The sequence below is a fragment of the bacterium genome (genome assembly GCA_035380285.1).
Taxonomy (GTDB): Bacteria; Auribacterota; Erginobacteria; order Erginobacterales; family DAOSXE01; genus DAOSXE01.
This window is the reverse complement of the sequence record DAOSXE010000001.1, coordinates 1-25,151: the sequence shown is the minus strand read 5'-3', so window position 1 is coordinate 25,151 and position 25,151 is coordinate 1. Positions and strand designations below refer to the sequence as shown.

Sequence of the window (25,151 nt, the reverse complement as noted above, 5' to 3'; positions counted from 1 at the left end):
GGCCGGGTTAACCTTACTTGTTCCGATCTTCGTCCTCGACCTCGAACTCGGCGTCGATGACTTCCCCTTCGCCGGGAGCCCCCGCGCCGCCCGGAGGCGGGGCCTGGGGGCCGGCATCGGCCGAAGGTCCGCTCCCTCCCTGGGAGGCCGTGGCCTGCTTGTACATCTGTTCGCTGGCGCTGTGCCAGGACTGGGAGAGGGCTTCGGTGGCGGCTTTCATCTCATCCATGTCGTTCCGCTTGACCGCCTCCTTCACCCGCTCGATGGCCGCCTCGATTTTGGCCTTGGAGTCGGCGTCGATCTTGTCGGCGTTTTCCTTGAGCAGTTTTTCGGTCTGGTAGATCGAGGCGTCCGCCTGGTTCTTGATGTCGATCTCCTCCCGCTTCTTCTTGTCTTCTCCGGCGTGGTCCTTGGCTTCCCGCACCATCTTCTCCACTTCATTGTCGGAAAGCCCGCTGGAAGCGGTGATGGTGATGTTCTGTTCCTTGCCGGTCCCCAAGTCCTTGGCCGACACGTTGAGAATCCCGTTGGCGTCGATGTCGAAGGCGACCTCGACCTGGGGAACCCCCCGGGGCGCGGGCGGGATCCCGGTCAGATGGAATTTCCCGATGGTGCGGTTGTCCCGCGCCATTTCCCGCTCTCCCTGGAGGACATGGATTTCGACCTGGGTCTGATTATCGGCGGCGGTCGAGAAGATTTCCGATTTCTTGGTGGGGATGGTGGTGTTGCGCTCGATCAGTTTGGTCATGACGCCGCCCAGGGTTTCGATGCCCAGAGAAAGCGGCGTAACGTCGAGCAACAGCACGTCCTTGACTTCCCCCTGAAGAATCCCACCCTGGATGGCGGCGCCGATGGCGACCACTTCGTCGGGGTTCACTCCCTTATGGGGTTCTTTCCCGAAGATCCCCTTGACCACTTCCTGTACTTTGGGAACCCGGGTCATGCCCCCGACCAGAATGACCTCGTTGATGTCCGCAGGCTTAAGGCCGGCATCGGCCAGGGCGTTCTCGCAGGGTTTGCGGGTCCGTTCGATCAGATCGTCCACCAGCTGCTCGAATTTGGCCCGGGTCAGTTTGAGGGAAAGATGCTTGGGGCCGCTGGCGTCGGCGGTGATGAAGGGAAGATTGACCTCGGTCTCCATCGCCGAGGAAAGCTCGATCTTGGCCTTCTCGGCCGCTTCCTTCAGACGCTGGAGCGCCATGGGATCCTGCGTCAGATCGATTCCCTGGTCCTTCTTGAACTCCTCCGCGATCCAGTCGATCAGCCGCTGGTCGAAATCATCGCCGCCCAGGTGGGTGTCTCCGTTGGTGGACAGGACTTCGAAGACGCCTTCGCCGATCTCGAGGATGGAAATATCGAACGTTCCCCCTCCCAAATCGAAGACCGCGACTTTTTCGTCTTTTTTCTTCTCCAGACCGTAGGCCAGCGCCGCTGCGGTGGGTTCGTTGACGATTCTCAACACTTCCAGGCCCGCGATTTTGCCCGCATCCTTGGTGGCCTGCCGCTGTGAATCGTTGAAATAAGCGGGAACGGTGATAACCGCCTGCGTGACCTTCTCGCCCAGGTAAGATTCGGCGTCGGCCTTGAGCTTCTGCAGGATCATCGCGGAAATTTCGGGCGGGGAATACACCTTCCCGTTGATTTCGACTCGGGCGTCGCCGTTGGAAGCCTCGATCACCTTGTAGGGGACCAGGGCGATTTCGCTGCTGACCTCGTTGTAGCGCCTACCCATGAACCGCTTGATGGAAAAGATGGTATTGTCGGGGTTGGTCACGGCCTGGCGTTTGGCCGGTTGGCCCACCAAACGTTCTCCGCTTTTGGTGAACGCCACTACCGAAGGCGTGGTCCGGTTGCCTTCGGCGTTCGGAATGACCTTCGGTTCTTTCCCCTCCATTACCGCCATACACGAGTTCGTGGTCCCCAAGTCTATTCCCAGTACCTTTGCCATAAGTAACTCCTTAGCTGCCGGCACCCGAGCCCTGGAGCGCGGGCGTCGTTGTTTGTATTCAACCATCCACTTTGAGCAAGGATTATGCCAATAGTTTCAACCTGATTGATTCATTTGTTACTATCTGCCCTTTTTATAGTTATGCATTCCGAGGCGTCGGCGCGCTTGCTCCCGGACTGTGTCATATGGACTCAACATCATCGATAAAGCCAGTAAGTGTTACCGATTGAACCATAGCGGACGCCCCGGAAACGGTATTGCCTTCGCCGTCAAGACCGGATATGGTGGAGCGCCGAACGGAAACAGGGAGGAACGATCATGGACCACATCGATACTTCGTTGTTGATAGACGCGGCGGTGCGGGCGAAGGAGCATGCCTACGCCCCTTACTCCGGTTATCGGGTGGGAGCGGCTCTCCTGGGGGAAAACGGCAAAATATACGCCGGTTGCAACGTCGAAAACGCCGCTTTGACCAATACCGTTCACGCCGAAGGCTGCGCGCTGACGACGGCCGTGGCCGACGGGGCTCGCCGGTTCAAGGCCCTGGCGGTGGTGACGGACGCCGATCCTCCCGCGTTTCCCTGTGCGCTCTGCCGACAGACCCTGGCGGAGTTCTGCGCCGAAGATCTGATCGTGGTGGCCGCCAATACCGCCGGAGAATCCAGGGAATCCACGCTGGGAGAACTTTATCCGGAGATTTTCTCCTCCCGTAGTCTGGGGATCGACCCCGAAACCGCCTGACCCCGGCCCGGACTAGACCGGCTTCGTCTACCCCGGAGAGCGGCCGTAGTAGCGTTCTTTGCAATCCGGGCAGAGACCGTGGGAGATTTTGGCCTCGGAATTGTGCGCGACGTACTCGTCGAGGGGAATCCAGCGCCCATCGATCCGTACCTTCTTGCAGAAAGAACAGACCGGCAGGAAACCTTCGAGGTAGCGGATGCGCTTCAGGAGAACGCCGGTTGCCCCGATCATAAACGCTCCCAGGAGCAGAACGACGACGGATTCCGAAACGCTTTCGACGATATTGACGGGCGTGGGAGCCTGGTTGAAGAGAAGGTGGGGGAGATCGAACAGCTCGTTCAGCCAAACGCAGACGATAAGAAAACCGAATCCGGCTCCTTCCAGAATCATCAAATGCTTATGGATTCGAACCGCATTCATGAGCGTACGCGGGACTTCCTCCGGAACCGGGGGGGAGCCCCGTCCGGGTAAGAACCGCCGGACGGGAATAACCCGCGGAGAACCCGGCACTTCCTCGATGTCGGCATAAGAAGATTGCGCGAAGCAAAACCGCCTCCATCATTGCCTGATGAAATCCTCGATCCTCCCGAAGGGGACGATATCGTAGACCTTTTCGTCGTCGTTGCCGACTTCGGCTACCGCGAACGCATATTCGCTGTCCAACACGTAAAGAAAGGTATATGTCTCCCCCGGGAGATATCCAGATACTTGGTACTTTTTCCCGGTTCCCGCTTCCCGGGCGTACTTTTTGGTTCCGAACCGCGCTTCTTCCGCCAGATAGACGTCCTGAACCCCGCCCCTGATCCGGCGTTTTTTCCGGTCGAAAAGATAGATCTGCACGTCCAGATCGTTATAGGTCTCCCTCCCCACTATCCTGAACTCCAACTGCAGGGCTCCCCGGCCCTCGTCGTAATCGACTTTCTTGAAGCTCTTGATCTCGAAGAGTTTTCCCCTTCTCGAAAGAGGAGGGGTGTCGGCCGTCGTTCCCGACGGGATAAGCAGAAGCGCGGGCACGACGGCCGCAAATAAAATCCTCATGCCTTCCTCCTAATCCGCATTGACGTCGATGAAGCGGCCGAACGATTCCTCCAAAATATCGAAGCTGGTGTACCGGCGGTTGTAGAGCTTGTTGAAAACGCTCAAAAAATCCCCTCCCCAAAACGTAAGTCGCTTGGCCAATTCGAAGAACTCCCCGGGATAGGTCTCCTCTTCCAGCAGGAACTTCACCAGGGCGGCGGATTCCTCATAAAAGAGCCGGCAACGGTCGAAGTCGTCGGGGTAGCCGTTGAACCTCACTAGCTCCCGGATCGGGATATAGTTTCCTTCTTCCTTGGCGGTTCGGATGGCCGCGGCCCGTTCCGCCAAGGGCTGGGCGGTTTGGCATTCGGCCAGCCCCTCGTTGAGCCAGAGCGGGATCGGCCGCGACCCGGACGGGTCCAGGGCGATGGCGAGAATCAGATGGGTCAACTCGTGGGGGAGGATTTCGGTGAAGAGATCGTCGGCCCGGTACATGCAGATGAGGTGGGGCCCCCCTTCGCAGGAAGCGGCGTAGAAAGCCTTGCTGCTCGCGCCGTCCCAGATCCCCATCCTGGCGACCACCCCCTTGACGAATTCTTCCCGGTCGTTCCAGACCAGAACCAGGCATTTTTTCCCCAACCGGCGGGTGATGTTGAGGTCGCCCCGAACCCGGGCGAAGACGTCCTCCAGATTTTTCAGGACCTCCCGGGAAAACTCCCGGTCGTCGCTCAGCACCGTGAACCAGAACGAACGGGCCTCGCCCTCCAGTTCCAACACGCGTTTGAGGCTTGGCACGGAGACATAGGCGCCGGGTACGGCGGAGGGCAGAGACAGGAGGACAAACGCCAGGAGGGCCGGAACCGTTCCGGAACCGAGGCGGGGCCACCTCCGGCGTTTATGCTGGGAATCCATCGTTTGTTCGGCAATTTCCGCTAGGGGAACCGTTTGTTTTTGAGTTTAGCAGCCCCGTTCCCCGGCAACAAGAATTTAAGCGGGACTGCGACCAACCGGACATGTCTCCACGTCGAAATAGAACTCGATCATTTTCTGACAAGGGAAAATGATGTTCTCAAACCCACTCCGGTACTCCCTGATTAGTAATCAGTCCATAATGATAATGATACCGTTGCCTCTGTCATTGCGAGCGGAGCGAAGCGATCCACCCACGTTTCTATGCCGAAGAGATTGTTTCGTCCCCTTCGGGGCCTCGCAATGACCTCAAATATCCCATGCCCTCTGTTCCTCCACAAACCTTTCCCTATCTGTGTACATCTGTGGACTTCCTCCCTTCCTGAACCCCGAACCCTGAACCCTAAGGGGACCGGTTTTTTTTCTGGGACCCTCTCTGCTCCCTACTCTCTGCTCTCTGCTTCCATCCATGCATGCATGGCGAATAGTTTCCCTCCCCTGAATCCCTCTCCTCACAGCATGGAGACGGGGTCGACGTCGACCTCGATCCGGACGTCCCGGGGCGCTTCGATGTCCTTCAGCACTTCCGCGACCACGCGATTGACGGGGAGGATCTCCCGGGTTTTCAGCAGAAGCTGGATGCGGTAACGGCCCCGCACGCGCTCGATCGGCGGAGGAGAGGGCCCCAGCATCTCCACTTCCCCGGGCAGCCGGGGCCGGAGCAGTTCGGCTACGCGCTCCGCCAGAACCAGAGCGCGGTTCGGATTGCGCGAAAGGACCATGAGGCTGACGAGGCGGGTGAACGGGGGGAATCCCAGTTCTCCGCGGAACCGGATCTCCTTCTCGTAAAACCCTTCATAATCCTGGCGGGCGGCGGCGAGAAGGGCCGGGTGATAGGGGGCATAGGTTTGGATGACGACTTCCCCCGGCCGTTCCCGGCGGCCCGAGCGGCCCGCGACCTGGGTCAGAAGCTGAAAAGTATATTCGGAAGCGCGGAAATCCGCCAAATTCAAACCGGTATCGGCGAAGACCACGCCGACCAGAGTCACCCCGGGATAATCCAGCCCTTTGGCGATCATCTGGGTGCCCACCAATATCCTGGTCTTTCCGCGGCGGAAACGTTCCAGGTATTCCCGGTGCGAGCCCCGAGCCCCGACGGTGTCGGTGTCCATGCGTTCCACCGGGATTCCCTTGAAATAGCGCCCGAGCTGGTCCTCCACCCGTTCCGTTCCCAACCCTTTCATGGCCAGGTCGGCGGCGCCGCACTGGGGGCAGACGGCGGGCGGGACGATCGAAAAACCGCAGAGGTGACAGATCAGGCGCCGCCGCTGCCGGTGGTGGATCAAGGCTACGGAACAATGGCGACAGCGGATGACGTGTCCGCAGGCGCGGCAGACCACGGCGGTGTCGTACCCCCGCCGGTTGATGAAGATGATGCACTGTCCCGCTTCGCTCAGACAGGCGGCCATGGCCTGGAGAAGCCCGTCGGAAAAAGGGCCGCCGCCACGGCGCCCTTCCCTCTCCCGGCGCATGTCCACGATTCTTACCCGCGGCAGAGTGCTCTCCAAGGGGCGCGTCCGCAGCCGGAGAAGCCGGTACGTGCCTTCGCGGGCCCGGTAGTAGCTCTCCAGGGACGGCGTCGCCGACCCCAGAACGACCGGAATCCCGGCCACCTTGGCCCTGAGGACGGCGACGTCGCGGGCGTGGTAGTAAGGAGAGGCATCGGACTGTTTGTAGGAAGTTTCATGTTCTTCGTCGACCACGATCAGACCAAGATCGGGGAGGGGGGCGAACACGGCCGACCGAGGTCCGAGAACGATCCGGGCGTCGCCCCGGCAGGCCCGAAGCCACTGCCGGCGGCGCTCGCCGTCCGAAAGCCCCGAGTGCATGATCGCTACCCCCTCCCCGAACCGGGCGCGGAACCGCTCGCCGGTCTGGGGGGTCAGCGATATTTCGGGGACTAAGATCATGGCCCGGCGCCCCCGGGCGAGAACGCGGCCGATGGCCTGAAGATAGATTTCGGTTTTCCCCGAACCCGTGATCCCATGGAGAAGGAAAACCCGGAACCGGTCGGCGGCGAGGGCCGCCTCGATCTCGGAGAAGGCGGCGGTCTGTTCCTCGGTCAGGGGCAGGGGCCGGGTCGGAACCGGCTCGCTGGGGGAAGGATCATCTTTTTCCCGGGCTTCGAGCCGGATCAATCCTTTCTTTTCCAGGGCTTTGAGCGCTCCGTATCCCCCTCCGGCGGCTTCCAGCAGGGCCGGGGCCGGCAAAGCTTCGCCGGATTCGGCCAAACGCCGCAGCACGGCCGCCTGACGGGGAGCCCTGGCCTCCAGGTTCAACGCCGCTTCCAGGGCTTCCTCCCGGCTTACCGCCGGGACCGCCACGGCCACCGTGGAAGAGCGGCGGCCGCGGCGGATGGAGGAGGGGAGCATGGTTCCCAGGGCGCGGGGGACCGAACAGAGATAATACTCGGAAACCAGTTTCGCCAGGGTCACCGTATCCCTGGAGAAAACCGCGGCTTCATCGGAGATTTCGATCAGATCCCGCGCCCCGGTTTCCGGAATACCCCGGCGAAGGTCGACGATAAATCCCCCGGATTCCCTGCGCCCGATCCCCGCGGCCACGGCCCGGCCGACCGCGGCCCGGCCTTCACGGCCGGAAGGGACCCGGTACGTCAGGATCAGACCGCGCCCCAGGGGCAGATACACGTCCGCCAACAGGGAGTCATCACGGTTGTCTGCGCCCGTCTTCGTCATCTTCTCCGAAGATTGTAACCCATCCGCCCGCGCGGGTATATCCGCCCTCCGGAGCCCGGGGCGCCCGGAGAAAAATCAATCCCGCGGTTTGTCGAGAAAGGCCCGCAGCAGCTCGAGGTCGTCCATGACCTTGCGCCGATTTTCCACGGTATAACTGCGGAGTATATAGGCGGGGTGGTAGATCGGCAGGAGGGGAATCCCGTTGAAGTCGTGGAAACGGCCCCGCAGGCTGCCGATACCGCGCTTGGTGTCGAGAAGGGTGCGGGCGGCCGGGGCGCCGAGGGCGAGGACGACCCGGGGCCGGAGCAGGTCCAGCTGCGCTTCCAGCAGGGGCCAGCAGGCGATGATTTCATCAGGGTTGGGGTCGCGGTTCCCCGGGGGGCGGCATTTGACGATGTTGGTGATGTACACGTCCCGGCGGGAAAGCCCCACGGCGGCCAGCATCTTGTCCAGAAGCGCGCCGGCGCGGCCGACGAACGGCCGGCCGGTCGCGTCCTCCGTGGCGCCTGGACCTTCTCCGATAATGAAGACCCCCTCCCCCATCTTTCCTTCGCCGAAAACCACGTTCCGGCGGGTTTCGCTCAAACGACAGGAGGCGCAGGCCCGGGCCCGGTCGCGCAGTTCCAGGTAACGGTCCCGGAGAGAGGGGGTAGCAAGCTTGCGGCTGCGGCGCCGGGAGGACTCCCGGCGCCGACTCGGCACCCATTCCAGACCCTCTTCCTCGAGTTGCAGCAAAAACGCTTTTGCGTCCCGGGCAATCCTGACCGGATTGTCGCCGGGCGGGATCATCAGGCGAAAAATTCCCGGATCGCGTTCACGACTTCGTCCAGCTGTTCCGGAACGAGCTGCGGGTAGATGGGAAGAGCCAGCGTCTCTTCCGCGGCACGTTCGGCCTCGGGAAGAGATCGCTCCCCGTACCCCAGATCGGAATAACAGTCCTGGAGGTGAAGCGGAACCGGATAATAAATCTCGGTGCCGATACCCCGGTCTTTGAGGAAGCTTTTCAGAGCGTCGCGCTTCCCGGTCCGGATGACATACTGGTTATAGATGCTTTCGCAACCGGGAAGAATGAAGGGGGTCGTCAAAGGAAGGCCGGCAAGTTCCCGGTCGTAATATGCGGCATTGCGGCGTCGTCCTTCGTGCCATGCCTCCAGGTAGGGCAGCTTGACCAGGACGATCGCGGCCTGCAGGGCGTCCAGCCTGCTGTTGATGCCGATGACCCGATGGTAGTATTTGGGCTGAGCGCCGTGCTCGCGAAGGATGACGAGTCGTTCCGCCAATCCGGCGTCGTCGGTTGTGATCACGCCTCCGTCCCCGCAGCACCCCAGGTTCTTGGAAGGGAAAAAACTGAAACAACCCATCACCCCCATGGAGCCGGCCCGACGGCCCCGATAGCGGGCGCCGATCGCCTGGGCGGCATCCTCGATCACCGGAATACCGTGACGGGAGGCCGTATCCAAGATCGGATCCATGTCGGCGCACTGCCCGTAGAGGTGCACGGGTATGATCGCCCTGGTCCGTGAAGTCACGGCGGGCTCGATCAATTCCGGGTTCAGGTTATACGTCCTGGGGTCGATGTCGATAAAGACCGGCTTCGCTCCGAGGCGGGATATGCACCCCCCGGTGGCGAAGAAGGTGTACGGGGTGGTGATAACCTCGTCACCGGGCCCGACGCCGAGGGCCATAAGGGCCAGAAGAATGGCGTCGGTCCCGGAAGCGCAGCCCACGGCGCGGGAAGTTCCGCAATAGTCCGCCAGTTCCTTTTCGAGTTCGTCGACTTTAGGGCCTTTGATATAGCGCCCGCTGCGAAGCACTTCCAGAACGACGGGCTCGAGCGAGTCCCGGTATTCCCGGTACTGAGCCTGTAGATCAAGCAAGGGAACACTCATCGTCATCTCCTTGAACAAGGGTTCGACCGAAATCACCCCGGGAGAAAAAATCCCAGGTCCGGCGCAGGCCTTCCTTAAATTCTACCGCGGGGACGTACCCCAAGAGCCGGCGGGCGCGCCCGATATCGGCCCGGGAATGAAGAACATCGCCGGGACGGGGCGGCTCGAAGCGAAAATCGATGGGGCGCCCGGCCAGATTCCCAAGCTCGTCGAGCAACTCCAGAAGGGAGACCTCGTTCCCGCAGGCGATGTTGCAGGCGCTTCCCCACACCTCTTCGGGAGCGTTCAAGGCCGCCAGATTGGCGGCGACCACGTTTTCGACGAAGGTGAAATCCCGCGACTGGGTACCGTCGCCGTAAATCGACGGCTTTTCCCCTTCCCTGACGGCGGCGATGAACTTGGGAATGACGGCGGAATACTGGGAGGCCGGATCCTGGCGGGGGCCGAAGATATTGAAGTAACGCAGGGCCACCGTCGCCATCCCATACGTCTTGCGGTAGATGCGGCAGAATATTTCTCCGCTGAGCTTGCTGACGGCATAGGGACTTATCGGCGCCGGCTCCAGGCTCTCGTCCTTGACCGCGACCGGGGCGTCCCCGTAGACGGAGGAGCTGGAGGCGAAGACGAAACGGGACACGCCGGCACGCCGGGACGCTTCGAGCATGCTCAGGGTCCCTCCGCAGTTGACGGCCGTCGTCTCCACCGGAGCGGAGAAAGAGCGGGGGACGGAGGGTAGCGCGGCCTGGTGCAGAACCGCGTCGACGCCTTCGACCGCGGCGGCGGCAGAGGCGGGATCGAGGACGTCGCCTTCCCGGAAATCAAGAGCGGAGCGGACACCGGAGAGGTTTTCGAGGGAACCGGTGGAGAGGTTGTCCAGAACCCTTACCCGGTGCCCCGCCGCGACCAGGGCTTCGGCCAAGTGGGAGCCGATGAACCCGGCGCCGCCGGTTACCAGGACGTTCACCGGCTCATCCTTCCCGGGGAGGACGTCCGATGCTGACGTACGTATATCCGGCCTGAGCCATCTTCTGCGGGTCGTAAATATTGCGGCCGTCGATGATGGTGGGATGGGTGAGAAGACCCTTGAGCCGCTCCAGATCCATTTCCTTGAACTCGTTCCATTCGGTCAGGACGAGCAACGCCTCGCAGCCCTCGGCGACGGCGTAGGGGCTCGGGCAGTACTCGATGTCCGGGAGATATTCGCGGGCTTTCTCCATCCCCTTGGGATCGTAAGCCTTAACCCTCGCGCCCTCTTCCAGAAGAGCTTTAATGACCGGGACGGCGGGCGCGTTGCGCATGTCGTCGGTGTTGGGCTTGAAAGCCAGCCCCAGCACCCCGATGCATTTTCCCTCCAGGACCCACAGAGTCTTGCGGACCTTGTCCAGAAAATACTCTGTCTGAGCCTGGTTGATCTTTTCAACCTCCTTGAGAAGGTCGAAGCTGTAGCCCAACTCTTCCGAAATGGCGATAAACGCCGAAACGTCCTTGGGGAAACAGGACCCGCCGTAGCCGACGCCGGCGTTGAGAAACTTCTCGCCCACGCGGTTGTCCAGACCGACCCCGCGCGTGACCTCCATGACATTGGCGCCGGAGAGGTCGCAGATCCTGGCCAGAGCGTTGGCGAAAGAAATCTTGGTGGCGAGGAAGGAGTTGGCGGCGTGTTTGATCAGCTCCGCGCTGTTGATGTCGGTGACGATGACCGGCGCTTCCAGGGGCTTGTAGAGTTCGATGAGAATATCGGCGGCGCGGCGGCTGGAGGTTCCGATGACGATCCGGTCGGGGTTGAGCGTGTCGTAGATCGCGGAACCTTCCCGGAGAAACTCGGGGTTGGATACGACGTCGAACTCGGCCTCGGGGTCGCTGTAGCGCTTGATGGTTTCGGCGACCTTCTCCCCGGTTTTGACCGGGACCGTGCTTTTGTCGACGACCACCTTGTACCCGTTCAGGTTCTCGGCCACGGTCCGGGCGACGTTGGCCACCGCCGAGAGGTCGGCCGAGCCGTCCGCTTTCGGAGGGGTCGAAACCGCGATGAAGATGACGGTGGCGGCCCTGACCCCGTCCTGAATCGAGGTGGTGAACGTCAACCTCCCCGCTTCCCGAGCGTTGTTCACCATCTCCCTGAGACCGGGTTCGTAGATGGGGATGGCGCTTCGGTTGAGCATATCGATCTTGCTCTCGTCGTTGTCCACGCAGATGACGTCGTTTCCCAATTCAGCCAAACAGGCGCCGGTGACCAGACCGACGTACCCGGTTCCGATAATGCAGACTTTCATCCGTCCTCCTTCGAAGGTATTACCCGATCATCGTACTTGCAAACAAGCGCAGTACGTTACCAGCCGACATCCGATTTGGCCAGTCCTTAATCGAAGGTTTTCTTCCGGCCGGCGCCGGTTAGTTGCTGATATGCAGCGGGGCGTCGGGGAAAGCCTTCAGCCAGAAGCGCAACCCGATCTCGGTCGCTTCCCCTCCCTCGTCCCGGCGCAGCAACAAGCTGCAGTCCCAGGAGTGCAGGTCCCGGAACAGTTCTATCGATTCTTCCTCCCACTCTCCGGCTTCCAGGTCGTAGCGGCCGTAGACGCTGAACCGCCAGAGCGGATTGATCCGGAGATACAGACTCGCCCCCAAACGGTTGCGGTCCTTGTCCGCCCGATACGTGTACTCCAGGTCCCCCCGCCACGACTCCCCTCCGGTTCCCCATATATCGAGAGTAAAGCGGTTCACCGCTCCCCGGTACGGATCGTAGTAGAGTTCCCCTTCCAGGCCGGTCCCGGCCACCGGCGTCAGTTTCAGATCCGCGTAGAGGTCGCTGAAAAGGTCGCCGGCGTTCTCCCGGTCCGGGCTGGTGTATAGGCTGGTCCCGAGAATAAGGTCGATCAGCGTCCAGCTGTCCTCGGTCCCGGACGCGTACCGTTTGGTCTGAAGTTGATTGCGCAGGCTTAATTGAAACGCGCTGGTCCAGTCGATATCGTCGAGGTCGTCGAACTGGTAAAGATCGTCGGACTCGACCGTGGGGTTGGCGTAGACGTAGGTGATCGAGGGTTCGATCACATGCCGCAGCCGGTGGATGTCCAAAGCTTCGTTGGTATAGTCGAACAAACCGTAAATATTCGTGGAAACCCCGATCCCGCTGCCGTAGACCAGCCGGCCGAAATCGGTTCTCTCCTCCGGTTCCGGGGTGGGAGTGGCCGCGGGGGAAGCGGAGGCGGCTTCATCGGGGGGCCCCTTCGTATAGTAGGTTCCCCGGAGGGAGACATAGGGGTTGAGGTTGAGCCAACCGAAAAATTTGCGGGTGTAGCTGAGGCGGTGGTAGGTGTCGGCCCGGTCGGTTTCGTAAGCGGGACTCCCCTCCCCGGCTTCCATATGCCGATAAACCACGTAGGAGTTGTCGCCCTGGTAGTAGAAATCGCTTTCGCCCAAGGCTATCTCCTTTATCTGGAACTTCGCCTCGGGCAGCTTCTCGTTTACTTCCCAGAAGTCGTTGAGTCGGGGCCGGATCTCCAGGCTTATGGCCAGGTCGGTGGTGTTCTTGCCGAAGAACAGGTACGACTTGGGTTGGGAATCCGCCCGGTATTCGTTGCGGAAGAACTCCCGGCGGATGTCGTCGTCGCTGAGGTAGTGCAGGGACAGGTCCCCGTAGACATCCCAGAACAGGTCCTGGCGCCCCCAGAATTCCGCCAGGTACCGTTCCTTGTGCTCCTTCTCCCCCGTGTCGGGGTCCTCGTAGGCCAGGTCCTGGAGGTAGTAGGTCTGCCACTCCCCCTGGCCGCTTTCCCAGGGGACGAAAAGGCCGTCGAGGCCGAGCGCGACTCCCCGCAGATACCGGTAATCGAGATGGCCCGTCAGGTTCAGCCCCTCCGTGCACCAGTTGTAACCGGAGAGAACGTACATCCCCCAGGTGTTCTTGTACCCCGGGTAAAGAAACGAACCCCGGCAGTCCATCTTCAGGCTCCTGTAGAAATAAGGCAGCCAAAAGACCGGAACTCCTCCCACGTAAACCACGGGGCTCCAGATCGAAACATAATCGTTGAAATACACGGTGACTTCCGACGCTTCCATGTAGTAATCAGGGCGCGTGTAGTCGTCGGTGGTCACTGTTCCCTGCTGAAGATCGGCTTGATCGTTATCGGTGGTGATAATCCGTCGAGCCTGCCCGAACATGGGCTTGAAGTAGCCCGTACTCTCCCCGACCATCCCCTCTTCGCGGACGAAGTCGTAGCGCAGAGCTTCGGCCCGAATGAAATCGTCGCCCCGCTTGAGGGTGACGCCTCCCTGGGCGTAAGCTTCCTTGCGGTCGACGTAGACCGTGATCCGGTCGGCCGTGATCTCGATGTCCTTGTAGGCCAGGAAGATGCTTCCCTCGGCCACAATCACCTTTCCGTCGCTCAGATAGCGCACCGAATCCCCCGAGCACCTCAGAGCCGAACTTTCGGAGACGACGGGCGTGGGGAGGGGGGAGGGACCCGGACTGGGGGTCGGGGTGGCGTCGAAATAATCGTCGAGCGTCATGAGCGAATCCTGGGGGTCCGCTCCCTGGCCCCGGGCCGGGAGGGGAACGCCGGCGTAAAAGATCGCACAGACCAGGGAGACGACGACCGAAAGCCCGGGAGCGGCGCCTCCCCTCATCCTCGGCCCCTCTCGGCCAGAAAATACTCGATGAAACGATCGAGGCCGGTTTCCAGGGAAGTGACGGGAGCATACCCCAGAAGCCGCCCGGCCCGGGAAATATCGGCCAGGGTGGCGGGAACGTCGCCCGTTTGCGCCGGCTGTCGGTCCAGCAGCACCGGGCGATCCAGGCGGCGACCGAGGTTCTCGACGAGCTGAGCCAGGGTGATCGAATGACCTCCGCCCAGATTGAACACGTCGAAGGGGATATCCGCCTCCAACCCGGCCAGAAGGCCGGCGACGATATCGTCGATGTAGGTGTAATCGCGCAGGGAGCTGCCGTCCCCGTAAAACGGGATCGGCGTTCCCTCCCAGATCAGGCGGGTGAATTTATGTATGGCCATATCCGGGCGTTGGCGGGGACCGTAAACGGTGAAGAAGCGATACGCAGTGACCGGAAAACCGTACGCCTGATGGAAAACGCGGCAGAAATGTTCGCCGATGAGCTTGGTGGCCCCGTACTGGGAGATGGGCCGCAGGTCGGGATCGGATTCGCTCCAGGGCATGCGCGGGTTTTCTCCGTAAACCGACGAAGAAGACGCGAACAGGAACTTGCGACAGCCGTGGAGACGTGCGGCTTCCAACAAGCGGATGGTGCCTTCGACGTTGACCTGTTCGTACAGGAGCGGATTCGAGAGCGAGGGGCGCACTCCGGCGCGGGCGGCCAGGTGGATAACGGCCTCGAAATTTTCCCGGGAGAACAGCGCTTCGAGCAGAGCTCCGTCCCTGATATCGCCTTCCTTCAGCGTGAATGCCGGATTTTGGAGCGCTCCGGTCAGATTTCTGCGTTTGAGCGCCGGGTCGTAGTAATCGTTGAAATTATCCAGCCCCACTACCCGCAACCCCGAGGCCAAAAGCGCCTCGGCCAGGTGGGATCCGATAAATCCGGCGGCGCCGGTGAGCAGGATTTTCACGGGGCCGCTCCCGGGAGCGCCGCTTTTCGGGGGAAAAGCGCCGCTCCTTTTCTCACGGCGGTGCCGGGGGACAGGTTGCCCCACTCGACGCGCCGCCCGAGCTCGGAATCGGAGTCCAGTCCCAGCATGGCCAATCCGGCGGCGGCTTTCACCGGCATCACCGGTTCCAGGTGAACGAGAATCAGCCGGACGGCTTCGGCGCAGGTTCTCAGTATTTCTTTAACCCTGGGCATTTCCGCCGGGTCCTTGGCCAGCTTGAAGGGCTCCGTAACCTCGATATACCGGTTCGTTTCCCGTTCCAGATCGACGATGCGGGCCAGGTAGTCCTGAAAACCCAGCGTCTCCGCCAGGGCGGGGACGGACGCCGCCAACCGGGCGGCGGCGGCGAGGACCGGGGCTTCGGCCTCCCCCCCCGGCAGCGCGGTCGGAATACGCCCTTCGCAGTAACGGCCGATCATATTCACGGTTCTGCTCACCAGGTTTCCGATCCCGTTGGCAAGCTCGGCATTATAGAGGTGGAAGAGCGCTTCCCGGGAAAAATTTCCGTCTTGCCCGAAGGGAACGGCGCGCAAAAGATAATACCTGAAGACATCGACCGAATATTCGCGGCAAAGCTCGCGGATGGTCTCGCCGGAGACGAAGTTGCCGAGGGTCTTCGACATCTTTCTCCCTTCCGACATCCACCACCCATGGGCGTAGATTTTCCGGGGCAGCGGCACTCCCAGGGCCATGAGGATACCGGGCCAATAAACCCCGTGGAACCAGAGTATGTCCTTGCCCAGAAGGTGTACGTCCGCGGGCCAGAACCGCGAATAGCGGTCGGGTTCGCCGTCGCCCAGGTCGGGGTATCCCAAGGCGGTAAGATAATTGCAGAGCGCATCGACCCAGACATACACGCTGTGGGTGGTATCGCCGGGCATCGGCACCCCCCAGTTCATCAGTTTCTCCGCCGGACGGGAAATGCAGAGATCGTCGACCCCCTGCCGAAGCTTGCTCAGGACCTCGTTGCGGCGCGACACCGGTTGAATGAAATCGGGGTGGGCTTCGATATGTTCGATCAAAGGAGGTATCCAGCGCGTCAGTCTGAAAAAGTACCCGACCTCACGGTAACGGGTGAGGGGTTTCCCGCTGACTTCGCTCAGATACCCGGAGGCGGAGGCGGTGTTTTCGGTGACGAACTCTTCCTGCCCTTCGTCGTACCAGCCCTCGTACTCCCCACGATAGATGTCGCCTTTCGCTTCCAGACGGGCGATCAACTCCCGAACGCGACCCACGTGTCGAACCTGACTGGTCCGGATAAAATCGTCGTTGGTGATTTCCAGTTCCTTCCAGAGGTCCTGAAAGTGAACCACGACCTCGTCGGCCAAGGTCTCCGGGGCGACCCCCCGGGCCGCCGCCGACTTGCAGATCTTGATCCCGTGTTCGTCGGTCCCGGTCAGGAAAAAAACGGAGTCTCCGCCGGCCCGCTTCAAGCGGGCGAGCACGTCGGCGGCGATGGTGGTATAGGCGTGCCCGATATGAGGTCGGTCGTTGACGTAGTAGATCGGGGTGGTGATGTAGTAATTTTCGGACATCGCCCTATTCGGTATCGGAAAGCTCCTCGCGGGGGACGGAAAATTTGCGGCCGTCGTCAGTCTCGACCGTGACCGTTCCCCGAATACAGTTGAAATCCACGATTTTCCCCTCCCCCTGGCGGGTCTTGACGACCGTTCCTTCCTTGGGAAAAACCTTCCGACAGGACCGGTAGAACCCCTCTTCGTACCGGAGGCAGCAGAAAAGGCGCCCGCAGACACCCGATATCTTGTCCGGGTCCAGCGGCAGCCGCTGGGTTTTGGCCATGCGGATATTGATCGGTTCGAACTCGGAAAGAAAGCTGCGGCAGCACAGCTCCCTCCCGCAGGGCCCGATCCCCCCCATCATCCGGGCTTCGTCACGAACTCCGATCTGGCGCAGTTCTATCCGGGTTTTGAAAATCCCCGCCAGTTCCTTGACCAGTTCGCGGAAATCGATGCGCCCGTCGGCCGTGAAATAGAAGAGCAACCGGCTGCGGTCGAAGGAGTACTCCACCCGGACCAGCTTCATCTCCAGGGCTTTTTCCTGGATCTTTTCCTGACAGACTCGAAACGTTTCCCGAGCGTCGGCCTCGTTCTGCTCGATCTGGCGCAGGTCGTCCGGGGAAAGCTTTCGAATCAGCTTCTTCAACCCCTCTCTGCCGGAAGAAGTATGTCCGGGGCGTTTGACTACCTGACCGAAATCCATCCCCCGTTCGCCCTCGACCACCCAGTATTCGCCCGGGAGCACGGAATGGTCTCCCGGATCGCAGGGTTGTACCCGTCCGAATTCCCGTTTCCTGATGTAAACGACTTGTTCCGTCATGATTCCTGTCCCCCCGCCGGAGACACCAAGGCTCCCAGGCGGGAAAAAAGACCGGCCAAGACCAACTCCGGCGAGGTGTTTCGCCGAAAGAGCCCCTCCCCGGCTTCTTCCAGAAGCGCGGCCGCCCGGATCAGGCTCCCCGGTTCCATCCGCGCCATCGCCCGCAGCGGTTCCAGGCGGTCACGGTTGGTGAGTATACCCTCTTCACCGAGATTCTGGAAGAGATACAGATCCCAGTACCATCTGAGCACGATCTCCAAAACCATCCGCAAAAACTCGGCCCGGGCGGCGGCGGCCGCCGCCTGATCTTTCTTCTCCTCTTCCTTCATCTGATAGGGTTCCAAGTCCTGGCGACGGCGATTATCCAAACCGCGGGCCGCGGCCTTCTCCGCAACGGCCAGGAGATCGAGGACTTCCCGAGCCGCGGCCTCGGCCTGCGCGCCCTTCGAGCGCCAGTTCGCCTCCACCACCTCCAGAACCCGGGTCCGGACCGGCAGAAAACCGCTTTCGGCCATGGCCACGACCCGTCCCGGGCTGCCGGCGGCCAACCGGGAAAGATGCTCCGGATCCTCCCCCGGCAGCAGCGTCGAAACCAACTCGGCCAGACGGTCCCGGGACCACGGCTTGAAGTTCACCGGTTGGCATCGGGAGACGATGGTCGGGGGGAGCAGGTCCGGACGCGAGGTAACCAGGATCAGGACCGTGCCCGGCTGCGGTTCTTCCAGGGTCTTGAGCAACGCGTTGGCGGCCTCCATCCCCATGGTTTCGGCTTCATCGACGATGAAGACCTTCCAGTCCCCCTGGCGGGCGTTCAGACGCGCCGCCTGGAGAAGCGACCGGATCTGCTCGATGGCGATCTGGCGGGATTTCCCGCGGGGGACCAGGGTGACTATGTCGGGGTGGTTCCCCTCCAGGGCTTCCCGGCATTGCCGGCAAACCCCGCAGGGGCGCTCGCCTTCGGCGCTACAGACCAGATACCGGGCCAGGGCGGCGGCGGTCATCGCTTTGCCGACCCCGGGGGGGCCTTGAAAAAGATACGCGTGGGCCAACCGGGAAGCCTCAGCCGTGCGCAGAAGAAACGAAACGGCTCGATCCTGCCCCTCTATCCCGCACCAGGACATCGATTCTCTCAGTTCTCGCGGGGGCGCCCGGCCAGGTACTGGTCCACCGCCGCGATCACGTCGCGGCGGGTTTCTTCGATGGTGTCTTTAACGGGGATGATCCGGAAGCGGCTCGGGTACTTCCGAGCCTGGGTCAGAAAGCCCTCGCGCAAACGGTGGTGGAATTCGAACGCTTCCCGTTCGAACCGATCTCCTTCCCCGGCGGCCGCTTCCGCTTTCTCCAGTTCCCGGGCGCGGCGCAGGCCGATTTCCGGATCGATATCGAGGAGGACGGTGAGATCGGGCCAGACCCCCCCGGTGGCTATCCGGTTGAGGGAATCGAGAAGGGCGATGTCGAACTTGCGCCCGTAGCCCTGATAGGCGAGGGTGCTGTCGGTAAACCGGTCGCAGACGACGATCGCTCCTCGCTCGATGGCCGGCCGAATTCGCTGGAAAACGTTCTGCGCCCGGCTGGCGGCCAGAAGCAGCAACTCGGTGACGTGCCCCATTTCCGAAAGCCGCGGATCGAGAAGAATGGCCCGGATGGCGTCTCCGATCGGGGTCCCCCCCGGTTCTCGGGTGGCTTCGGTATCGTAGCCTTGCCCCTTGAGGTGCTCGACCAGAAGCCGGGCCTGGGTGCTTTTGCCGCTTCCCTCTCCTCCCTCGAAGGTAATAAAAGTCCCTTTCATCGGCAGGTTTCCTCCTTCTTGCTCCGAGACGCGCCGGAGCAGATGTATCGGTCGCTCAATAGTAAATGACGGCGGTGGTTCCGTCGGGGTTGTCTCTGACTTCTATTCCCAATTCCCTGAAACGGTCCCGTATCCTGTCCGCCTCCGCCCACTGCCTGTTTTCGCGCAACCGCTTTCTGGCTCCCGCCAGGGCCAGGATGTCGGGCTCGTCCAGGCTCTCGCGGCCCAGAAGTTCTTCGACGTCCACCGGCCCGGAGGGAGCTTCGGCGTCCAGTCGGTGGTGGGGATTTTTCAATTCGATGCCGAGCGTCGAGGCGATGACCGCCAAAGCGGCCATCCGCGAGGAGTCGCGGTTGCCCTGGTGGAATTCGTTCACCACCCGGTGGGCTTCGGCCAGGGCCGCGGCGGAATTGAAATCGTCGTTCATGGCCGTTTCGAAAGCGGCCAATACTTCCGGATCCGGGGAAGCGCCTTCCAGGTCGGCGGCAGCCTGGCCGTAAGCGTCGTCCAGGCGGCGGAGCGCCGCGACCGCTTCCTTGAGACCGTCTTCGCTGAAGTCGACGGGACTGCGGTAATGCTGGCTCAGGAAAAAGTACCGGATGGCCCGGGGATCGTAGCGGGCGAAAAGATCGCGGAGATTGAAGACGTTTCCCAGGGACTTCGACATTTTTTCCCGGTTGATGGTCACGAACCCGTTATGGATCCAGTAGCGCGCCAGCGCGCCGCCGGCGGCGGCCTCGGACTGGGCTTTCTCGTTCTCATGGTGGGGGAAGATCAGATCCTGACCCCCTCCGTGAATATCGAAGGGCATCCCCAGATAGCGGGTGCTCATGGCGCTGCATTCGATATGCCAACCGGGTCGGCCGTCGCCCCAGGGGCTGGGCCACGAGGGTTCTCCCGGCCCCGAAGCTTTCCAGAGGGCGAAATCGAGCGGCGACTTCTTTTCTTCCTCGATCTCGACCCGGGCGCCCGCCCGCAGGTCGTCGAGGTTCCGGCGCGAAAGTTCGCCGTAACGGTCGAAACGGCCGATCTCGAACCAGACGTTGGCTCCCCGGCGGTAGGCATACCCCTTTTCCAGAAGGGCGGCGATGATCCCCTGCATCTCCCCGATATGCTCGGTCGCCCGGGGGTATTCGCTCGCCCGGAGGATGTTGAGGCGGTCCATGTCCTCGAAAAAAGCCCGGGTATAGCGTTCGGCCAACGCGGCGACCTTGGCTTTTACCTCCCCTCCCCCGGGTTCGAGGGCGGCTTTCCTGATCAGCTTGTCGTCGACGTCGGTGATGTTCTGAATATAGAGAACGTCGTATCCCAGGTACTTCAAGTAACGGTGGATGAGATCGAAAGCGGTGTAACAGCGGCCGTGGCCGAGGTGGCAGTAGTCGTACACGGTGACTCCGCAGACGTACATCCTGACGCGACCCGGTTCCAGGGGCGCAAATTCCTCCTTGGCCCGGGCGGCGGTGTTGTAGATCTTCAGACCCATGGTTTTTGTCCTTGCGCGTTCATCGGGTTCCCCGTTCGCTCACCGAAACCACGGCCAGGGCGGCGATTCCCTCCTCGCGCCCGATGGGACCCAGTTTTTCGTTGGTAGTGGCCTTAACGTTGATCCGATCGGCGGCTACGCCGGTGGCGCGGGCCAGCGTCTCCACCATGAGGGGGATGATGGAAGCCAGGCGGGGTCGTTCGAGAACGACGGTGGCGTCGATGTTGGCGATGTCGAAGCCTTTCTCCCCGACCAACCGGACGACTTCATGTAAAAGAACCAGGCTGGATATGCCGCGATAGCGTTCGTCGGTGTCGGGGAAATGCCGCCCGATGTCCCCCGCTCCGGCCGCCCCCAGAAGAGCGTCGCAAATCGCGTGAACCAGCACGTCCGCGTCCGAATGGCCTTCCAACCCCAAACGGTGCTCCACCTTCACCCCGCCCAGCATCAGATCTCTTCCCGGGACCAGCCGATGGATATCGTATCCGATTCCCGTTCTCATGACGGCATCGTCCTGAATATGGCCCGCGCGATTTCTCGATCGCACGGAGCGGTTATCTTGATGTTTTCGGGAGTCCCTTCGACGATGCCGACTTCGAAACCCGCTTTTTCCATGATCGAGGCATCGTCGGTGACTTCCCATCCTTCGGCCCGGGCCCGGAGATGGGCCCGGTAAAACGGTCCGAAAGGAAAACCCTGGGGCGTCTGCGCCTGCCAGATGCGGTCCCGGTCGAGCGTGCGTTCGATCCGCCGGCCGTCGGAAAGCTTGATCGTATCCCGGGCGCGGAGAGCGAGAATAACCGGCTCTTTTCGAGCGCGGCGGCTCACCGTTCCGATCAGCTCCGGGGAAACGAACGGGCGGTCGCCGTCGTGGACCAGCACCGACGCCGGCGGCGGCGCGAAAGCGCCGAGGCCGTTGAGTACGGAATCCTGGCGACGGGGCCCTCCCGGCACCACGGCCGAAATCTTGCGGCGCCCCACGATCGAAAAAATCTTTTCCTCCAATCCCGCGGCGACCCGGGAACTGACCGCCAGAACGATCCGTTCGATTTCCGGGCATTTCTGAAAAGAACGCAGCGTCAAAGCCAGAATGGGGATGCCGCCCAGATCGATGAAGAGTTTTTCTTCCTCTCCCCCCATTCGGGAACCGGTACCCCCGGCGACGATGACCGCTCCGATCCCTTTTTCCTCACTCATGAAAAAGCGCCTCCATGGCTTCCCTCACCCCGGCGACGCCCGTGGCCCGCATCCCCCGCGGAACTTTCAGGCCCTTCCGGGAAGCGGCGGGGATTACCGCTTTCCCGAATCCCAGCTTGGCGGCTTCCTTGAGGCGCCGTTCCACCTGACGGACGGCCCGGACTTCCCCCCCCAGCCCCACTTCTCCCAGGATCACCGTCTCCGGATCGATGACGCGGTTCTTGACCGTGGAGACGACGGCGGCGGCGACCGCCAGATCCGCCGCCGGTTCCCCGATCTTTACTCCCCCGGCCACGTTGACGAAGACGTCCTTCTCCGAAAGCCGCAGTCCGGCGCGGCCCTGCAGGACCGCCAGGAGCATCAAAACCCGGTTGAGATCGACCCCGGTGGCTCGCCGGCGCGGGACGGCCAGGGTGGAATACGTGACCAGCGCCTGTACCTCGACCAGAATCGGGCGTTCGCCTTCCAGACAGGGAACGACCACCGATCCCGGTATGTCCGCGCCCCGTTGCGAAAGAAATATTTCCGAGGGATTTTTCACTTCCCGAAGTCCCTTTTCCCCCATCTGGAAAATCCCGATCTCGTCGGTGGAGCCGAAACGGTTCTTGACCGCCCGCAGTATCCGGTAGGCGTGATGGCGATCGCCTTCGAAATAAAGCACCGTATCCACCATGTGCTCCAAGACCCGGGGGCCGGCGATGGCTCCGCTTTTGGTCACATGCCCGACCAGAATCACCGGGATCCCGCTGTTTTTCGCCGTCACCATCAATCTCGCACCGCACTCCCTGACCTGGGCGATGCTTCCCGGGGCGGAAGCGACCTCGGGTTTGAACATGGTCTGGATGGAATCGACGACCACCAGGGAGGGAGCGGACTCCTCCAGGTACGAGAGGATGAAGTCGAGGTTGGTCTCCGAAACCAGGAAAAGGTCGGAAGCGGAAGCCCCCAGCCGCCGGGCCCGGAGACCGGTCTGGCTTACTGACTCCTCCCCGCTGACGTACAGCACCCGGTGCCCGGCGGAAGCCAGGGCGTTTCCGACCTGGAGCAGGATCGTCGACTTCCCGATGCCCGGCTCCCCCCCCACCAGGATCAGGGACCCGGCGACCAGGCCGCCGCCGAGAAGGCGGTCGATCTCGCCGATACCCGTCTCCAGGCGGGATTCGCGGGAAGATTCGATCTCGGTGACGGGTACCGGTTTCCGGCGCTCCCAGCGGGGCGGCCCCGCAGACGCCGTGGCGCCCTCTCCCTCCAGCGTTTCCTCCACCATCGTGTTCCAGGAACCGCATCCCGGGCACTTCCCCATCCATTTCAAGGATTTGGTGCCGCATTCCTGGCAGAAATATGCCGTCTTGGCTTTCATTCGATGCCGTGTTCTCCAGGCTCAAAGTGTACCTGAGGGAGACGAAGCCGCAACCAACAATTATACCGGCATCGGCCGGGAGTCAGGCGTGCGGCGCATCGGGAGCTTTTCCCGGGATGGCCGCGGCGGCGGCGGTGTCGAGGAGGTACACTACCCGGGTGCGGTTTGGCGAAACCAGGGCGGCGGGATCGGGGGGGGCGGCCCCCCGGAAGAGGCGCCCCACCGCTTCGGCTTTATCCGGCCCCGTCGCCAGAAAGACGACGAGGCCGGCGTTGTTGAGTACCGGGAGGGTAAGCGTAACGCGGTCCGGACCCGCGGGGGCGGGAACTACTTCGACCGCGGCGCGGTCGGCCACGGAAAGCGCCGGGGAACCGGGGAAGAGCGAAGCGGTGTGCCCGTCGGCACCGATGCCGAGAAAGATCAGATCGAGCCGCGGCATGCCGGAGGCGCCCGAAGGCGGAACCCGCCGCAGGACCCGGTCGTATTCCCGGGCCGAAGCGGAGGGGGTGGCGAGGATGGGAACCGGATGGACCCGGTCTGGAGGAATGGGGACCGCCTCGATCAGGATGCGCTCGATCATGGCGAAATTACTGGCCGGATCGCTCCGGGGCACGTGTCGTTCGTCCACCTGAAACAGGCGGATCTTCGCCCACCGGTCGCGGCGGGTGCCTTCGGCCAGGCGCCGGTACAGCCCCTCGGGGGTCTTCCCCCCGGATAGAGCCGCCGTGAATTCACCCTTCTCCTCCAGCGCCGAGGACGCGGCCTCATTCCACACCGCCAGGGCCCGGCCGTACAGGTTCTGCGCCGGCGCCACCAGGATCTCCACTGCCCTCGTCATCATCCGGCTCCCGGATCACTCCTCGCTCTTGACGGCATGGCCGCCGAACTCGTTGCGCAGGGCCGCAATCAGCTTGGCCGCGAAGGGGTCCGGCCGGCGCGAAGCCATCCGTTGCAGGAGCGAGAGAGTTATGACGGGCGCGGAGACGTTGAGGCGGATGGCCTCGGCCACCGTCCATCTTCCCTCCCCCGAATCCTCGACGTAGCCCTTGATCCCCGAAAGGTCCGGATTCCGGCCGAGGGCGGCGGCGGCCAGTTCCAGAAGCCAGGAACGGATCACGCTCCCCCGGTTCCAGAGCCGGGCGACGGCCGGAAGATCGATTTCGAACTCCTTCTTCTCCCGCATGATTTCGAAACCCTCGCCGTAGGCCTGAAGCAGCGCGTACTCGATCCCGTTGTGCACCATCTTCACGAAATGCCCGGCGCCGTTGGGGCCGACCAGAGCGTACCCGTCGGGGGGAGCGAGCGTACGCAAGACCGGCTCCAGCCGGAGAAATGCTTCCTCCGGGCCGCCCACCATCAGGCAATAGCCTTCGGTCAGCCCCCAGATTCCCCCGCTGGTGCCGGCGTCCAGCATCGTTATGCCCCGGTCCGCCAACCAGTCCGCGGCGGCGATCGTATCGCCGTAGTTGGAATTACCCCCGTCGATCAGGACGTCTCCGTCTTCCAACGGCCCGGCGAGTTCCTCGATCACCGCCCGGGTGGTCTCCCCCGCGGGGACCATGACCCAGACCGCACGGGGAGGCCGGAGAGATTCCACCAGCTCCCGCGGCGAATCGGCGACGAGCGCCCCCAGGCGCCCGGCGGCTGCCGCCGCGGCGGGGTCCCGGTCGAAGGCCACCACTTCGTGACCGCCGCGAAGGAGACGCTCGATCATCTTTCCCCCCATCTTCCCCAATCCGACAAAACCTAATTTCATGGGCGTTCTCCGCGTAAACAATGTCGTATCCGGTTTCCCTCCGGCGCGGAGGCAAACCCTTTTTATGAGTATAGCCGTTTCGCTCCTTTCCTTCACGAACCAACTTGCGGTTCGGAGAGCTTCTTGCCAAGGGCGCGTCGGAACGTTACGATAAACAGGTAAAGCCGAAAGCGGGGAGACGGAACTATGGAGCCAAGGGGCGGGAAAATCGGATTCTGGGCGGTCTCCGCCATCGGAGTGGGGGGGATGGTGGGAGGGGGGATCTTCGCGGTGTTGGGGCTGGCCGTGGTCCTGGCCGGGGGGGGGACCCCGGTCGCTTTCGCCCTGGCCGGGGGGGTGGCGGCGGTAACCTCC

General features: G+C 62.3%; 23 protein-coding genes. 2 read left to right on the top strand and 21 right to left on the bottom strand.

Annotation, left to right across the window (positions count from 1 at the left end):
- Positions 1-13 precede the first annotated feature (13 nt).
- Positions 14-1,948 (bottom strand): molecular chaperone DnaK, encoded by a 1,935-nt coding sequence (gene dnaK, locus PLZ73_00115; GenBank protein ID HOO76278.1) that lies wholly within the window; start codon positions 1,946-1,948, stop codon positions 14-16.
- A gap of 318 nt (positions 1,949-2,266) precedes the next feature.
- Between dnaK and PLZ73_00110 the strand changes: the two genes are divergently transcribed.
- Entirely contained in the window at positions 2,267-2,689 is a 423-nt protein-coding gene (locus PLZ73_00110; protein HOO76277.1) for a cytidine deaminase, read from the top strand.
- Between the two features lie 27 nt (positions 2,690-2,716).
- Here PLZ73_00110 and PLZ73_00105 read toward each other — a convergent pair whose 3' ends face one another.
- From PLZ73_00105 to gnd, 20 genes are all read right to left on the bottom strand, one after another.
- Entirely contained in the window at positions 2,717-3,109 is a 393-nt protein-coding gene (locus tag PLZ73_00105; GenBank protein HOO76276.1) for a hypothetical protein, read from the bottom strand.
- A gap of 138 nt (positions 3,110-3,247) precedes the next feature.
- Positions 3,248-3,727 carry a hypothetical protein gene (locus PLZ73_00100; GenBank protein HOO76275.1) on the bottom strand — a complete coding sequence of 160 codons (480 nt, stop codon included), beginning with the start codon at positions 3,725-3,727 and terminating at the stop codon, positions 3,248-3,250.
- Positions 3,728-3,736: 9 nt separating this feature from the next.
- Positions 3,737-4,618, bottom strand: coding sequence for a hypothetical protein (locus PLZ73_00095; GenBank protein ID HOO76274.1), 882 nt, complete (start codon positions 4,616-4,618; stop codon positions 3,737-3,739).
- Between the two features lie 509 nt (positions 4,619-5,127).
- Complete coding sequence (gene priA / locus PLZ73_00090) at positions 5,128-7,371, bottom strand: primosomal protein N' (GenBank protein ID HOO76273.1); 2,244 nt, start codon at positions 7,369-7,371, stop codon at positions 5,128-5,130.
- Between the two features lie 75 nt (positions 7,372-7,446).
- Positions 7,447-8,160 carry a uracil-DNA glycosylase gene (locus PLZ73_00085; protein HOO76272.1) on the bottom strand — a complete coding sequence of 238 codons (714 nt, stop codon included), beginning with the start codon at positions 8,158-8,160 and terminating at the stop codon, positions 7,447-7,449.
- A complete protein-coding gene (locus PLZ73_00080; protein ID HOO76271.1) occupies positions 8,160-9,260 on the bottom strand; it encodes a DegT/DnrJ/EryC1/StrS family aminotransferase in 1,101 nt (366 codons plus the stop codon). Before PLZ73_00080 ends, PLZ73_00085 begins: the two co-directional genes overlap by 1 nt.
- Positions 9,241-10,224, bottom strand: a complete 984-nt coding sequence (locus tag PLZ73_00075; protein HOO76270.1) for an NAD-dependent epimerase/dehydratase family protein — start codon at positions 10,222-10,224, stop codon at positions 9,241-9,243. Before PLZ73_00075 ends, PLZ73_00080 begins: the two co-directional genes overlap by 20 nt.
- Before the next feature lie 4 nt (positions 10,225-10,228).
- Complete coding sequence (locus PLZ73_00070) at positions 10,229-11,533, bottom strand: UDP-glucose/GDP-mannose dehydrogenase family protein (GenBank protein ID HOO76269.1); 1,305 nt, start codon at positions 11,531-11,533, stop codon at positions 10,229-10,231.
- 118 nt (positions 11,534-11,651) lie between these two features.
- Positions 11,652-13,883: an LPS assembly protein LptD gene (lptD, locus tag PLZ73_00065; protein HOO76268.1), complete on the bottom strand. Its 2,232-nt coding sequence runs from the start codon at positions 13,881-13,883 to the stop codon at positions 11,652-11,654.
- The gene (locus tag PLZ73_00060) at positions 13,880-14,836 is read right to left on the bottom strand and encodes a GDP-mannose 4,6-dehydratase (protein HOO76267.1); all 957 of its coding nucleotides are present in this window, start codon (positions 14,834-14,836) and stop codon (positions 13,880-13,882) included. The genes lptD and PLZ73_00060 overlap by 4 nt, the downstream gene beginning before the upstream one ends.
- Positions 14,833-16,410 (bottom strand): methionine--tRNA ligase, encoded by a 1,578-nt coding sequence (metG, locus tag PLZ73_00055; GenBank protein ID HOO76266.1) that lies wholly within the window; start codon positions 16,408-16,410, stop codon positions 14,833-14,835. Before metG ends, PLZ73_00060 begins: the two co-directional genes overlap by 4 nt.
- 4 nt (positions 16,411-16,414) lie before the next feature.
- Entirely contained in the window at positions 16,415-17,212 is a 798-nt protein-coding gene (locus tag PLZ73_00050; protein HOO76265.1) for a stage 0 sporulation family protein, read from the bottom strand.
- Positions 17,209-18,333, bottom strand: coding sequence for a DNA polymerase III subunit delta' (gene holB / locus PLZ73_00045; GenBank protein ID HOO76264.1), 1,125 nt, complete (start codon positions 18,331-18,333; stop codon positions 17,209-17,211). The genes PLZ73_00050 and holB overlap by 4 nt, the downstream gene beginning before the upstream one ends.
- A gap of 8 nt (positions 18,334-18,341) precedes the next feature.
- Positions 18,342-19,001, bottom strand: coding sequence for a dTMP kinase (gene tmk / locus PLZ73_00040; GenBank protein ID HOO76263.1), 660 nt, complete (start codon positions 18,999-19,001; stop codon positions 18,342-18,344).
- Between the two features lie 55 nt (positions 19,002-19,056).
- Positions 19,057-20,484 (bottom strand): cysteine--tRNA ligase, encoded by a 1,428-nt coding sequence (gene cysS, locus PLZ73_00035; protein ID HOO76262.1) that lies wholly within the window; start codon positions 20,482-20,484, stop codon positions 19,057-19,059.
- A gap of 19 nt (positions 20,485-20,503) precedes the next feature.
- Entirely contained in the window at positions 20,504-20,986 is a 483-nt protein-coding gene (gene ispF, locus PLZ73_00030) for a 2-C-methyl-D-erythritol 2,4-cyclodiphosphate synthase (protein HOO76261.1), read from the bottom strand.
- Positions 20,983-21,681 (bottom strand): 2-C-methyl-D-erythritol 4-phosphate cytidylyltransferase, encoded by a 699-nt coding sequence (ispD, locus tag PLZ73_00025; GenBank protein HOO76260.1) that lies wholly within the window; start codon positions 21,679-21,681, stop codon positions 20,983-20,985. Before ispD ends, ispF begins: the two co-directional genes overlap by 4 nt.
- On the bottom strand, positions 21,674-23,041 hold the full coding sequence (gene radA / locus PLZ73_00020) for a DNA repair protein RadA (GenBank protein HOO76259.1): 1,368 nt from the start codon (positions 23,039-23,041) through the stop codon (positions 21,674-21,676). Before radA ends, ispD begins: the two co-directional genes overlap by 8 nt.
- Positions 23,042-23,123: 82 nt before the next feature.
- Complete coding sequence (gene pgl, locus PLZ73_00015) at positions 23,124-23,882, bottom strand: 6-phosphogluconolactonase (GenBank protein HOO76258.1); 759 nt, start codon at positions 23,880-23,882, stop codon at positions 23,124-23,126.
- A gap of 12 nt (positions 23,883-23,894) precedes the next feature.
- Positions 23,895-24,797 carry a decarboxylating 6-phosphogluconate dehydrogenase gene (gnd, locus tag PLZ73_00010; protein HOO76257.1) on the bottom strand — a complete coding sequence of 301 codons (903 nt, stop codon included), beginning with the start codon at positions 24,795-24,797 and terminating at the stop codon, positions 23,895-23,897.
- A gap of 186 nt (positions 24,798-24,983) precedes the next feature.
- On the opposite strand from gnd, the gene PLZ73_00005 reads away from it, so the two are divergent.
- Positions 24,984-25,151 (top strand): amino acid transporter (locus PLZ73_00005; GenBank protein ID HOO76256.1); only part of this gene is annotated, 168 nt, incomplete at its 3' end.

Coding starts and splice junctions, on each gene's coding strand:
- ispF (HOO76261.1), bottom strand. CDS start 20,986: ATGAGAACGGGAATCGGATACGATATCCATCGGCTGGTCCCGGGAAGA.
- cysS (HOO76262.1), bottom strand. CDS start 20,484: ATGGGTCTGAAGATCTACAACACCGCCGCCCGGGCCAAGGAGGAATTT.
- lptD (HOO76268.1), bottom strand. CDS start 13,883: ATGAGGGGAGGCGCCGCTCCCGGGCTTTCGGTCGTCGTCTCCCTGGTC.
- priA (HOO76273.1), bottom strand. CDS start 7,371: ATGACGAAGACGGGCGCAGACAACCGTGATGACTCCCTGTTGGCGGAC.
- holB (HOO76264.1), bottom strand. CDS start 18,333: ATGTCCTGGTGCGGGATAGAGGGGCAGGATCGAGCCGTTTCGTTTCTT.
- PLZ73_00070 (HOO76269.1), bottom strand. CDS start 11,533: ATGAAAGTCTGCATTATCGGAACCGGGTACGTCGGTCTGGTCACCGGC.
- pgl (HOO76258.1), bottom strand. CDS start 23,882: ATGATGACGAGGGCAGTGGAGATCCTGGTGGCGCCGGCGCAGAACCTG.
- gnd (HOO76257.1), bottom strand. CDS start 24,797: ATGAAATTAGGTTTTGTCGGATTGGGGAAGATGGGGGGAAAGATGATC.
- PLZ73_00100 (HOO76275.1), bottom strand. CDS start 3,727: ATGAGGATTTTATTTGCGGCCGTCGTGCCCGCGCTTCTGCTTATCCCG.
- PLZ73_00080 (HOO76271.1), bottom strand. CDS start 9,260: ATGAGTGTTCCCTTGCTTGATCTACAGGCTCAGTACCGGGAATACCGG.
- PLZ73_00105 (HOO76276.1), bottom strand. CDS start 3,109: ATGAATGCGGTTCGAATCCATAAGCATTTGATGATTCTGGAAGGAGCC.
- PLZ73_00085 (HOO76272.1), bottom strand. CDS start 8,160: ATGATCCCGCCCGGCGACAATCCGGTCAGGATTGCCCGGGACGCAAAA.
- PLZ73_00095 (HOO76274.1), bottom strand. CDS start 4,618: ATGGATTCCCAGCATAAACGCCGGAGGTGGCCCCGCCTCGGTTCCGGA.
- radA (HOO76259.1), bottom strand. CDS start 23,041: ATGAAAGCCAAGACGGCATATTTCTGCCAGGAATGCGGCACCAAATCC.
- tmk (HOO76263.1), bottom strand. CDS start 19,001: ATGAAAGGGACTTTTATTACCTTCGAGGGAGGAGAGGGAAGCGGCAAA.
- metG (HOO76266.1), bottom strand. CDS start 16,410: ATGTCCGAAAATTACTACATCACCACCCCGATCTACTACGTCAACGAC.
- dnaK (HOO76278.1), bottom strand. CDS start 1,948: ATGGCAAAGGTACTGGGAATAGACTTGGGGACCACGAACTCGTGTATG.
- PLZ73_00110 (HOO76277.1), top strand. CDS start 2,267: ATGGACCACATCGATACTTCGTTGTTGATAGACGCGGCGGTGCGGGCG.
- ispD (HOO76260.1), bottom strand. CDS start 21,681: ATGAGTGAGGAAAAAGGGATCGGAGCGGTCATCGTCGCCGGGGGTACC.
- PLZ73_00050 (HOO76265.1), bottom strand. CDS start 17,212: ATGACGGAACAAGTCGTTTACATCAGGAAACGGGAATTCGGACGGGTA.